This window comes from Sphingomonas canadensis, from assembly GCF_026013525.1.
Taxonomy (GTDB): Bacteria; Pseudomonadota; Alphaproteobacteria; order Sphingomonadales; family Sphingomonadaceae; genus Sphingomonas; species Sphingomonas canadensis.
The window spans coordinates 113,470-125,117 of sequence record NZ_JAPDRA010000007.1 but is presented as its reverse complement, the minus strand read 5'-3'; the positions used below and the strand labels follow the sequence as shown (position 1 = coordinate 125,117).

Genomic DNA, 11,648 nt, shown 5'->3' with positions numbered 1-11,648 from the left:
CCGGGCGGGTTCGGGACGATCCACGCCGGCACTGCCATCGGCGCGCTCCGCCGCCTCGAGCAACTGATCCAGGAAGCCGTCACCACCGTCCCACGCCCGCTGATCGCCGAGACCGTCGGCCTGATCGCGGTGCTGGTGCGCGACGGCGCCGGCCGGCGCCTCGCCGAGCTCGCTCGCGTCGAAGGGCTCGAACCCTCTGGCGAATACCGCCTCCACTTCCTTGACCACGGAGAAGCCGAATGAACCTCTCTCTATCCGCTGCCCGCGATCGTGCGGCGGCCCTCACCACCTGCGCGCTCGTTGCGCTCGCAGCCGGTCCCGCCCACGCCTCGGGATCGTCGATGCCCTGGGAGAGTCCGCTCCAGTCCATCCTTGAGAGTATCGAAGGACCGGTCGCCAAGATCATCGCGGTGATCATCATCATCGTCACCGGCCTGACGCTGGCGTTCGGCGAGACCTCGGGCGGCTTCCGCCGCCTCATCCAGATCGTGTTCGGGCTGAGCATCGCGTTCGCGGCCAGCTCCTTCTTCCTCAGCTTCTTCAGCTTTGGCGGCGGGGCGCTGATCTGATGGAAGCGCTCGATCCCGGCGCGGCCATTCCTGGCTATTTCGCGCCCGTCCACCGCGCGCTGACCGAGCAAATCCTGCTTGGCGGTGCGCCGCGCTCGGTCGCGATCGTCAACGGCACGCTCGCAGGCGCCGTCGGCCTGGGGCTGCGGCTGTGGCTTGTCGGACTGCTCATCTGGGCGGTCGGCCATGCGGCAGCAGTATGGGCGGCGCGCCGGGATCCCCAGTTCCTCGAAGTCGGCCGGCGCCATATGCGCTACCCCGCCTTCCTGCGCGCGTGAGGCGGCGATGATGTTCCTCCGCGAATATCGTGCGCGCGGCACGACCCTGTCCGACTTCCTACCCTGGGCGGCACTGATCGCGCCTGGCGTCGTCCTCAACAAGGACGGCTCGTTCCAGCGAACCGCCGCGATCCGTGGGCCGGACCTGGATTCGGCGACGCCCGCCGAGCTGGTCGCGACCGCGGGCCGGCTCAACAGCGCGCTCCGCCGCCTCGGATCATCGAGAATGTGCGCGGCATTCCGGCCGATCCGGTTGTTTTGCGCCAGAGCTGGCTCCGGGCCTATGAATTCACCACCGCCAAGGGCGCGCTCGCGCTCAACGACTATGCCCGCAACAACGACCCGTTCACGCAGGTCGGCAAGGTCCAGGTGGCCGTCGACGTCTCGAGCGTCATCCGCGCCTCGGACAGCAGCTTTCGCATTTCCTGGACCGAGCGTCGCTATCAGGACGGAAGCCTCGCCGCGACCGAGCGCTGGTCGGCGATTGCGACCGTGGTGATCCAGACCCCCCGCACGCCTGACGCCCTGCGCAAGAATCCGCTCGGCGTGTTCGTCAACGCCCTCAACTGGTCAAAGGAGCTCTCGCAATGACCCCCATCCGCTTGGCCCTGCTGCTGGCGAGCATGCCGCTCGCCGCTTGCACCGCCTCCCACGCGCAAACCCCGCCACTGACGTTCGACGCAGCACCGGCTGCAGTGCCGGACCCCGACCAGCCCAAGGCGGTCGAGATCGTGCGCATCCCCGAGCCCTTGCCGCTTCCCGGCCAATTGAAGCCGATGACGGCATCGACCCTGCCCGAGGCTGCCGATCCCAGGACGCGTGTCGGCACTGCGAACGCGGCAGCGCGCATGCAACCGGTTCGCGAGGGTTTCCTCAACGCGATCCAGCTCTACCCTTGGGCCGAAGGCGCGCTCTACCAGCTATACGCCGCCCCGGGGCAGGTAACCGATATCGCGCTCCAGGAAGGCGAGCAGCTGGTCGGGCCAGGTCCGGTAGCTGCCGGTGACACGGTGCGCTGGATCATCGGCGACACGGTCAGCGGCACGGGCGCGGGTCAGCGCGTCCACATCCTCGTCAAGCCGACCCGAAGCGGCCTCGTCACCAATCTGGTCATCAATACCGACCGCCGCACATATCATGTTGAGCTACGATCGACCCCCGAAACCTACATGGCGTCGGTGTCGTGGACTTATCCACAGGACGCATTGATCGCGCTCGCGGCACGTAACCGCGAGGCGGCAGCCGTGGCTGCGGCCGTGCCCGGCGTCGAGATCGATGCGCTCAACTTCCAATATCGCGTCGAAGGCGACCGTCCGGCATGGCGTCCGCTGCGTGCGTTCGACGATGGCCGCCAGGTATTCATCGAGCTGCCGCCGGGCATCGGCCAGAGCGACCTCCCGCCGCTGTTCATCGTCGGTTCCAGGGGTGAGGGCGACTTGGTCAACTACCGTGTCCGCGGACGCTATCTGGTTGTCGATCGCCTATTCGACGGCGCCGAGATGCGCCTGAGCGCCGGCAAGTCCGATCAGCGCGTCCGCATCCTTCGCCAGACGGTCGCGCGCCGGGAGCAATCGAAATGACCGCGTCCGCCGAACCGGCCCCGATCAGCCCGGCCGACCTGCGCCTGCGCGGCGATCCGCCGCGCGTGATGCGGCTCTCGCGAAAGGCGCTGGCAGGCGTAGGATTGGTCGCGACCGCCGGCATCGGCGGAGCGCTGATCTACGCCCTCCAGCCTGCGGCGCCCAAGAACCAGACCGAGCTTTATGCGACAGACAATCGCGCCACGGACAGCCTAGCCGGCGCACCCAAGGACTATTCGCAAGTGCCCAAGCTCGGCCCGCCGCTTCCGGGCGACCTTGGCCGCCCGATCCTTTCCGCGCAGCAACGCGGCGTTGACGTCTCGCCGCCGCCGATCGGTGCGCCCTCGTCGCCCCCGTCAATGGGTGCGAACGCCGCCCAAGCCGCGCGGGATCGGGTGCGACAGGAGCGGGACGCCGCCAGAACCAGCAAGGTTTTCGCGGGCGGAGAGAGCACGTCCCCGTCGATTGCAGCGGCCGCACCGCAGGCACTGGTTTTACCTGCTTCGCAGGACGCGGTCCCGGTCCCAGCGCCGGCGAGCGCCGCTACAACCGACCAGGGCGGGAAGCGCGATTTTCTCCGCGCGTCGGACAAGGACCCGACCGAAAGCAGCTATCGCATCGTTCAGCCGAGCTCGCCCTATATGGTGCAGGCGGGGAGCGTCATTTCTGCCGCCCTGATCACGGGCATACGCTCCGACCTGCCGGGAACGATCACCGCCCAGGTGACCCAGAATGTCTACGACAGCGTGGGCGGGAAATATCTGCTGATTCCGCAGGGCAGCCGGCTGATTGGCGAATATGACTCGCAGGTCTCGTTCGGCCAGAATCGCGTGCTACTCGCCTGGGACCGCCTGATCCTGCCCGACGGCCGATCGATCCAGCTCGACCGGCTGCCCGGCGCGGACGGTGCCGGCTACTCTGGTCTCCAGGACCGCGTGAACCAGCATTGGGGCGGCATGCTGCGCGCTGCGCTGATCTCCACGCTGCTCAGTGTCGGCACCGAGGTCGGTAGCAGCGGTGACGATGAGCTTGTCCGAGCGCTGCGGCAAGGCACGTCGCAATCGATAGGGCGGACAGGGCAGGACCTGGTCCGGCGCCAGATTGGCGTGCAACCGACGCTCACGATTCGGCCGGGTTTTCAGCTGCGCGTCATCGTGACACGCGACATCGTGATCGCGCCGGGCGACGGGGGATCGAAATGACGCTCAAGCTCGGCCCCATCGCGGACGACAAGCCCGTCAAACTCTCGATCGACGTCCCGGCCGATGTCTATCGCGACCTCACGGCCTATGCAGACGCGCATGCTGCTGAGACAGGTCAGGCCTCGCAAGGTCCGGCCAAGCTGATCGTGCCAATGCTCGCCCAATTCATGGCGGACGACCGCGCCTTCGCGAAGGTGCGGCGAACGGGTTGAATGGTCCAGCCTGAACTCGGTCAGAGCAGAAAGTAATTGCCGGTTTCTGGGTTCAGGGCGGTTGCATGGATCTCGGTCGCTCGCCCGTCCGCGACTAACGGGAGCAGCATATCCTTGGCCGGTGCATAGGACACGATCCGGTCCTCAGCGTCGAACGCTGTCCAGCACAGGAGCGCGCCAGGATTGGAGGGATCGAGCGTTCGGAAAGTACCTTCCGCGACATTCCATCCGGCGAAGCTCGTCGCTGTTCCGATACCGCCACCCACCAATCCCGTGCTGACGAGGCCGATCACATTGCCTTCCTCGTTGAAGACCGGGCCGCCGCTCATGCCGCCTGGCCAATCTGCCTCGACGCGGAAGACTGGCCATGGCCGGTTGGTCTGGAGATCAGGCTTCTGGATCTCGCAAATGGCGGCTTCCGAACCATAGAGATACTGACTCATGGCGCGCGCATCGCCTTCTCCATGTGCGTCGACGTCAAGATCGGCGAAACCGAGCGCCATGACCCGCTCACCTACCTTTGGCTGCCACTGTCGCATATCGATCGGCAAATACGGTGTCGGCCCGTTGGCGCTACCCGAGCGCTCGATACTCAGCGCTGCCAATTCGGTGACGTTGCGAACGCGCGGGGTCCCAACGAGTGGAACATCGACCCGGCTGAGGCTGAACATGCCCGAGAACGGGCGCCAGCTATCTTTCGGGAGCGCGAAGGTTCCATATCCGATCCCCTCGAACTCAAGTGCAGCGAGGCGAATATCATCGCGCAACACAGCTTGGCCCCCGGCGACGGTCAAAAGATCCTCTACGACATGAAATGCCGTCGCGCAGGTACCCCATGGGTCAATTCGAAAGGCAGTGCCGTGGCCGACCGGGCGCTCCGCGGGAGCTTGCGGGTCGAAGGAGAACAGTGGCAAGATGCGGGCACGCACCTGCGGATCCTGCACGACGAACAGGCCGCGTTCGTCAGGATATTCCTTCTTTGATGGAAAGGGCATCGCGCGGCCTACGCCCGGCTTTGCAGGCGCACGACCAGCGCGCGATAGGCGTGCTCTTCAGGCACAGTGAGCACCTGAGGACGGTTCGCAATGATTTCCGCAATCTCGGGCGTGACTTCATTCAGGAGCGAGGTCAGCAGGTTGTCGCCAATCGCCCGGGTGCGGGTCAGATCTTCGAAGAGCCCTGATTCCTCGCCATGAGCCAGCTTATTGCGTCCCTCGCGATAGACCTGGGAGACCGAATCCTTCACGCTTACCACCCCCGCGGGGGTCGGCTCGCTCTTGGGGTTCAAAGCGGCGTCGGCAAAATCAATCATCTTTTCCGCCTTGCCGCCGGCACCCGACAAACCATCAGCAGCACATCCATAATTGACCACGGCCATGAAGTCCGAGGACTCTCGGCGCGCTTCTCCAAACCAGTAAAGGGCGTTCGCCCATCGCTCGATCAGGTGAGGAGCTTTGCCCGTGTTCCTTCCGTCCACATAGGCCTGCAGCACCTTGCCGGCTTGATCGAGGAAGGATTGTTCGGCCCGCATTTTGGCAGCCAGGGCGCCGGGCGCCGCACCCAGGCCAGCACGCTGCGAAGACGATCCCTTCAACAGCTGTCCCGCCACGGTAGTAGCGAGGCGCGATTCATGAAACAGATGCTGGCGCCCGGCCTTGGTAAGGAGGCGAGCATTTTCGAGGTGAAAGCGCAGGCCGATCACGTCTATTGCAAGCCCAACGATCACCGACGCCTTTTCGTGCGACCGCGTCAACTCGTGCCCGACAGTCCGGAGCGTTGCGACCCAGCCGTAACCGCCGAGGAAGGTCAGTACTTCCAACGCCTGCGTCAGCTCAGGCGCACTGCCGGCAGCGAACGCCTGATTTCGAAACGTCTCGAGCGATACTGCTCCGCTCTCGACCTGCTGGACATGACCAAGCACCGTCGGATCGAGGACGTAGCGCGCGATCCAGTCGCCACGCGGGCGGAACGCGACGGGGCCGACATCGAACGCCGGGACCGCTTGGTTCGCATCGAACAGATGACATGGAATGTGGCGATCCAGGTCCGGCCGGATCTTGGCCGATCCAGCTTCGAGATAGTATTCATAGTCACCGGCCATCGCGTCGAAAAAGCTGTCATCGACAGGACCGGTCGACTTCACTGGTGGGAGGTGGCGCCGGCACGTTGCAACCGCATCGCCGATCGCTGTGAACGAGACGCGGTCGAACGCTTGGCGCGTCATTGTCTGGCGAAGGTCGTCACGCGCATCCCACGTTTGCTGGGTGAGAGTATGTGCGGCATCTATTGCGCGTTGCGTGCACTGATATTGCCGCCTTCCTCCGACCGGAATCGCCATCGCGGTGAAAGGATCGGGCCACAGCTTGTGCCACTCCTCATACGGCATGGTCGCTGTGGCGAGGACATCGCCGAGAATTTGATCCAGCAGCTCGCCGGCCGGTACCTTTGCGGCTTTGCCACTCCCATGAACCCGTGATCGTGACACCCGATATCTCCGTTCGGCAATACGGAGAGATCGTGTCTGCATTGTCATATCGCTAGGGGTCCTCGGTGCCCCGCCGACTCGCAGCACTCGGTCGCACATCCAGTCGGTCGCAGATCGACGGTCACATCTCGGGCCGCGATGCCGGAATCGCCAGACTTTTCTAATTCTACGCCAGCGCACGACGATCGCGGATAACTGTTGCGGCGCAGCCATTTGCGCTTCTCTTCCTTGCTCCCGACGCCGCGCTGCCGCGTGGCGAGAGGAGCATTACCATGATGAAGGGGATCGAATTCCGCGGTTGTTGCCGGCTGCGCCTGGGCGCCGCCGCAGCACTCCTGGCAACGCTGGCCGCCGGTCCTGCATTCGCGCAGGAAGTCGGCGAAAACCGGGCCTGGCAGTTCGAGACGCCGCAGGATCTCGCCGCCCGCGCGGCCGTTGCCGACCTGATCGCCAGGCAGCGCGCCGGCATCTACGCAGCGCCGATCTATTACACCACGATTGCGCGCCAGTATAATTGCTCGGTTGCGGCGAGCGCGGTCGGCAATAGCGGCGCGCAGAGCGCCGTCGCCAATTCTCCCACGGTGACCGGCGCCAGTTCCGCCGCGACCGGCAATGTCGGCACCGCATCCGGCGAAGGCCGCACCGATGTCGGCGTCGACCAGCGCAACGATGGCCCCATCGCCTCGACCGCGATCGGGGCGACCGGCGCGACTGCTGACGGTCCCGCCTGGCAGGCGCTCAATTCCTCGCAGTCCAATTCGGGCGATCAGCGCGCCAGCGTCTCAGGCAGCACCGCCTGCGGCTTCGGAGCGCTCAACTGATGCTGGCGCCTGTCATCGGAGCGCGGCGCGTCCGCCTGCTGCTTTCCGCGCTGGTGCTGCCAGGTCTCTCGGGCTGCGTCAGCCTCAGGCAGCAGCGGCTGGCACCGGGGGAAGAGCCGGTGCTGATCGGTGGCGCCGCGCGCGACAACCGCACCCCGATGGACCCCGCCTTCGCGTGCTTCAGCGCCGAGCTTTCGGCTGTGCGGCACAAGCCTGTCGTAATCGCGGTCGGCGATGTCCGGGATTTCACCGGCAAATATTCGGTCAGCGAGGGCACCGCCATCACCCAGGGCGGGGCGCTGATGGTGTCCTCGGCGCTCGGCAAGCTGGCGGGGCCGGTCACGCTCGCCGAGCGGTTCGATCCAACGATCGGCGAACGCGAACTCGGCTATACCGACCGGCGCCAGCTCGGCGACGGCAGCCCGCACAATGTCGGTGGGGCGAACGGCCCGTCGAGCGTGCCTTGGCTGCCTTACTATGGCGGCAGCATCGCCGCCTCGGACTATTACATCGTCGGGGGCATCACCGAGCTCAACTACAATATCCGCTCGGGAGGCGCCGAAGTGCGCATCGGTCAGGTCGGTCCCAAGGTCCGGACCTACACCCAGTCGGTCGCGATCGATCTCCGGATCGTCGACACCCGCTCGCTGTTGGTCGCGCGCACCGTCAGCCTGACCAAGCAGTTCACCGGCTATGAGGTCGGCTTCAACACCTTCCGCTTCTTCGGGTCCGACCTGTTCGACGTGAACATCGGTGCGAAGGGCCAAGAGCCGTTGCAGCTCGGCATCCGCACGACGCTCGAGGAAGCGACGATGCGGCTGGTCGGCGCGGTCGCGGGCGTCGATCCGCAGGGCTGCATCGCGATGCAGTCATGGAACCCGGCGATCACACTTCCGCCCATCCGGTTCGCGGAACGTACCGGACCGGTCGCGAAGGGTCTGGTCGACGACGCCGCTCAGGCCCTCAACACGCTGCCGCAGACGAATCCGGGAAGGAGTGATGGTGCAGCGCTGATGTTCGAACCGGGGTCCTCCGATCTCGGCGGTTCGGCGTTGGCCGCGCTCGACCGTATCGCAAACGCTGCCCGTACCGCGCCGGTCGAGCTCCGCATCGTCGCGCGCGACATCGAGGTGCTCGAGCCTGCTAAACGTGATGCGCTCACCGACCAGCGCATCGCCGCGGTTGTGGACGCGCTGACCGCGCGCGGCGTCGCCAAGGGAAAGATCGCCCTGCGGTGGCGGCCCGCTTCCTCCGACACCACCCTGCACCGCGGCGACGCCGGCGCGCAGGATCTGGCTCGGCTCCGCATCGGCGGCTGAGCAGCCCGTCCCTCAAGTCCCAGGGAGGCGCCCACCCGACAGCCTGAAGACCCTCACCGACTGCCCCTTATCCCCTGAACCGGAGTATCCCCATGTCCCGTATCACTCATTCCCGCACCGCGCTGATGATCGGCGGCGCCACCGCCGCGCTTGCCGCAATGCTGGCCGTCACGCCCGCTTCGGCGCAGTCCGCCGACCAGGTCAGCGGAACCCGCGTCGTCGCCGACCACCAGCGCACCGACCATGTTCGCGCACTCGCCGATACCAGCGGCTTCGAGATTGTGCTGGCCGCGCCTCCCGCCCAGACCTCCGATATCGCGCTGCGCGCCAACGGCGTCACCGCATCGGTCCGCGCCAATCGGTCGGACAGCGCGCTCTCGATCGACTCCGCCGAGCTCGGCGGCCAGCGCGCGGTCACCCATCTCACCTCGGGCAATCGTGCGGTCACCGCCGATGGCGACGCACTCCTGGTCACTACCCAGCGCGGCGCCACCTCGATCGCGACGGCGCTCAGCACCGGCGGCACGCTCGGCATCAATATCGACACCAGCCGCGCCAACAGCGTCGCGGTCGCCGACAACCGGCTCGATGCCCAGGCACTCGGCAACGATGCCGCGGCCATCCTGTCGCTCGAAGGGCTCCAGCAGCCGGCAGCTGGCGGCATAATCGGCTTCCAGTCGAACGACACGCGCTCGGCGGTCACCTCGACCAACATGGCGGCGGTGCGCATCGGCACCGCCGCCACCTTCGGCAGCGATCTCGCGATGACGGACAACCTCGTCCGGGCGCTCGGCTATGGCAACGCTTTCTCCAGCGACTTCACCGTCACCGGGGCGAGTGCATTCGGTTCCGCGGATGGCGGCCCGGTCTCGCTGGTTCCGGGCTCGGCCGATGGCGACCCGACGATCTCGGCGACCTTCGCGACGCTCACCCACCAGCAGCAGGACGGCGCGGTTACCGTTCGCGCGGGCGAAAACGACGGTTCCGATCCCTTCCACCTGGTCGTGTTCGGGTCGCTGTCGGCTTCCACCGCGCGGCATGACGGCGACGCACTGGTCGCCGGCGGCTATGGCAACCAGTCCGACAACGCGATGTCGCTGCGCGTCGGCACGGTTTCGGGAAGCGGCGCGGTCGCCAACCTGACCGCTGTCCAGCGTGCCGGTGCGACCGATGTCGAGGCCGATACCGTCGGCGGCATCCGGACCAACATCCTGGGCGCCATGACGAACGCTCAGGCGTCGCTCTCGGACAATAGCGCGCGCGCCGTCGCGGTCGCCAATCTTGCGGAGCGCAACCAGCTGACCGTCGAAGCCGGCACCGTCGATACGTTCGGGCTTCCGGGTTCGGGTCCGGTCGGCACCGCGTCCGCCGGGTTCGACAACAGCTCCAGCGTCACCGCCCCGTTCAGCGTCCACAATGTGCAGGACTTCGGGGAGTCCAGCATCGGCGCAGGCTCCACCAGCGCCCTCAAGCTCGGCGTGCTCTCGCCCGTCGAGCGGTCGTCACTCGCCGCCAACGGTAACATGGTCAGCGTCGCCGCGACCGGCAACGCCGCGACGAACGGCCTCACCCTCAGCGCGCCGCTGCTGCGCACCAGCGCCGATCTCAACAATGTCCAGAGCGGCAACGGCGAGATCCGGGTCGAGGCGGGCGGCGGTGCCTGGCCGCTCGGCGTCATTCTCGCGCTTCCCGCGACCGTGATCGAGTCCGGACTGTCGGTCCGCGACAATGTGCTGGTCGGCAACGCGGTCGGCAATTCGGCGTCGAACAGCATGAGCGTGACCGGCACCAGCTTCGCCAATGGCAGCGGGCATGGCGAGGCGGTCTCCGGACCCCTGATCGAAGGCTATGGCGCCGCCGCCGACTATGCGCTGGCCAGCAGCCAGAAGCTCGGCCTGTCGGGCTCGGTGGAGGATGCGGTCGAGATCAACAGCGCGGTGTCGGGTCGCTTCGGCATGCTCGGCGACTATCGCGCCTATGGCTCGGCCTATGCTGTCGAGGGCAATGGCGTCGCCTCGACGATCATCGGCAACACCGTCGCCAACCGGCTGTCGCTGAGCGCGGTCAGCCTCGGATCGGCGGACACGCCGGCACCCGGCACGGCCCTGTCTTCGGCGCAATATGGTCAGGTGATCGGCACCGCCCAGTCGACCCAGGCGCTTGTCGCGCCCGGATCGCTGGATGGCTCGAGCGTCTCGGTGAAGGACAACACCAACCATGCCTATGCCGGCATCAACGAGGCCGACAACCGCCTCGCGGTCGATGCTGTCGATGCGGGATCGCTGACGGGCCGCAACACCCGCGTCTCGATCGTCTCGAGCCCCGGCATCTCGGGCGACCATGTGCTCGGCAATCTGCAGTTCGCAGGCGGCAGCATTTCGGCCGATGCCGTCACCTCGATCGAGAACACCGACAGCGGGATCGGCATGGCCGGCTCACGCTTCGCGATCGACGCCAACACGACCGTCGCCGAGGCGAATGCGAACCGCGCCGTAAACCTCGTCACGATCGACACGCTGGGCGGCGGCGTGGCGGGCGGGCTCGGCAACATGCAGACCAGCACCGCGAGTGTCGCGGCGAACGCGTCGCTGGATGCCGGCTACCGCGCATCGCAATTCCCCGCGATGCCGATGATCGACGCCTCGTCGGTCGGGATCGACGGCAATGCGACCAGCGCGCTGGCGCGCGGCAATGCGGCCGACAGCCAGCTTGTGGTGCACGGAAGTGTGCCGTCGCCGGTAACCGCCACGTCCGAGGTCAGCCGGTTCGAGATCTGGGCGGACGCGGGTGCGCCGCTGCTCAACGCCCAGACCAACTATGGCAGCGTGACGGCTTCGGCCTCGAACAGCCTGGTCGGCGCGGCATTCAACGGCCCTCTCACCGGCATGAACCAGGCGTCGATGACGATCGGCGGCAACAATGTCTCGGCTGCGGCCTATGGCAACACCGCGACCAATGCGGCGAGCCTGTCCTCGTTCGGGCAGCCCGGTAGCGTCGCGATAGTCAGCAGCCAGACCAACTATGGTCCGGTGACGGCGATCGCGACGGGCAATCAGCTGACCCTGCCGTTCGGATCGATGACCGGCAGCAGCTTTGCCCTCACCGGCAACCAGGTGAGCGCGGTCGCGGTCGGCAACCAGGCGACGAATAGCATCACCAGCCTTCGCTGATCCGCTCCGGCC

General features: G+C 66.6%; 10 protein-coding genes and 3 pseudogenes. 11 read left to right on the top strand and 2 right to left on the bottom strand.

The features are described from left to right. The 8 genes and pseudogenes from OM513_RS14415 to OM513_RS14380 all read left to right on the top strand — a co-directional run. A pseudogene (locus tag OM513_RS14415) lies at nt 1-243 on the top strand (P-type conjugative transfer ATPase TrbB); the annotation flags it as partial. Continuing rightward, nucleotides 240-569 carry a TrbC/VirB2 family protein gene (locus OM513_RS14410; RefSeq protein WP_264945194.1) on the top strand — a complete coding sequence of 110 codons (330 nt, stop codon included), beginning with the start codon at nt 240-242 and terminating at the stop codon, nt 567-569. The pseudogene OM513_RS14415 and the gene OM513_RS14410, both read left to right, overlap by 4 nt. After that, a complete protein-coding gene (locus tag OM513_RS14405; RefSeq protein ID WP_452653714.1) occupies nt 566-847 on the top strand; it encodes a VirB3 family type IV secretion system protein in 282 nt (93 codons plus the stop codon). Before OM513_RS14410 ends, OM513_RS14405 begins: the two co-directional genes overlap by 4 nt. Before the next feature lie 7 nt (nt 848-854). Continuing rightward, nucleotides 855-1,067: pseudogene (locus OM513_RS14400) on the top strand (hypothetical protein); the annotation flags it as partial. Continuing rightward, nucleotides 1,061-1,438: pseudogene (trbF, locus tag OM513_RS14395) on the top strand (conjugal transfer protein TrbF); the annotation flags it as partial. The pseudogenes OM513_RS14400 and trbF, both read left to right, overlap by 7 nt. Further along, entirely contained in the window at nt 1,435-2,427 is a 993-nt protein-coding gene (gene trbG / locus OM513_RS14390) for a P-type conjugative transfer protein TrbG (RefSeq protein ID WP_264945192.1), read from the top strand. The pseudogene trbF and the gene trbG, both read left to right, overlap by 4 nt. Further along, nucleotides 2,424-3,629 carry a TrbI/VirB10 family protein gene (locus OM513_RS14385; protein ID WP_264945191.1) on the top strand — a complete coding sequence of 402 codons (1,206 nt, stop codon included), beginning with the start codon at nt 2,424-2,426 and terminating at the stop codon, nt 3,627-3,629. Before trbG ends, OM513_RS14385 begins: the two co-directional genes overlap by 4 nt. After that, a complete protein-coding gene (locus OM513_RS14380; RefSeq protein WP_264945190.1) occupies nt 3,626-3,841 on the top strand; it encodes a DUF2274 domain-containing protein in 216 nt (71 codons plus the stop codon). Before OM513_RS14385 ends, OM513_RS14380 begins: the two co-directional genes overlap by 4 nt. 20 nt (nt 3,842-3,861) lie before the next feature. Here the strand turns inward: OM513_RS14380 and OM513_RS14375 are convergent, their stop codons facing one another. Together OM513_RS14375 and OM513_RS14370 are read right to left on the bottom strand one after the other, a co-directional pair. Next, complete coding sequence (locus OM513_RS14375; RefSeq protein WP_264945189.1) at nt 3,862-4,836, bottom strand: S1 family peptidase; 975 nt, start codon at nt 4,834-4,836, stop codon at nt 3,862-3,864. A gap of 8 nt (nt 4,837-4,844) precedes the next feature. After that, nucleotides 4,845-6,326 carry a hypothetical protein gene (locus OM513_RS14370; protein ID WP_264945187.1) on the bottom strand — a complete coding sequence of 494 codons (1,482 nt, stop codon included), beginning with the start codon at nt 6,324-6,326 and terminating at the stop codon, nt 4,845-4,847. Nucleotides 6,327-6,598: 272 nt separating this feature from the next. Between OM513_RS14370 and OM513_RS14365 the strand changes: the two genes are divergently transcribed. From OM513_RS14365 to OM513_RS14355, 3 genes are all read left to right on the top strand, one after another. Beyond that, nucleotides 6,599-7,147 carry a hypothetical protein gene (locus OM513_RS14365; RefSeq protein ID WP_264945186.1) on the top strand — a complete coding sequence of 183 codons (549 nt, stop codon included), beginning with the start codon at nt 6,599-6,601 and terminating at the stop codon, nt 7,145-7,147. Continuing rightward, a complete protein-coding gene (locus OM513_RS14360; protein WP_264945185.1) occupies nt 7,147-8,466 on the top strand; it encodes a CsgG/HfaB family protein in 1,320 nt (439 codons plus the stop codon). The genes OM513_RS14365 and OM513_RS14360 overlap by 1 nt, the downstream gene beginning before the upstream one ends. A 92-nt stretch (nt 8,467-8,558) precedes the next feature. Then, nucleotides 8,559-11,636 carry a beta strand repeat-containing protein gene (locus OM513_RS14355; protein WP_264945183.1) on the top strand — a complete coding sequence of 1,026 codons (3,078 nt, stop codon included), beginning with the start codon at nt 8,559-8,561 and terminating at the stop codon, nt 11,634-11,636. Nucleotides 11,637-11,648 lie beyond the last annotated feature (12 nt).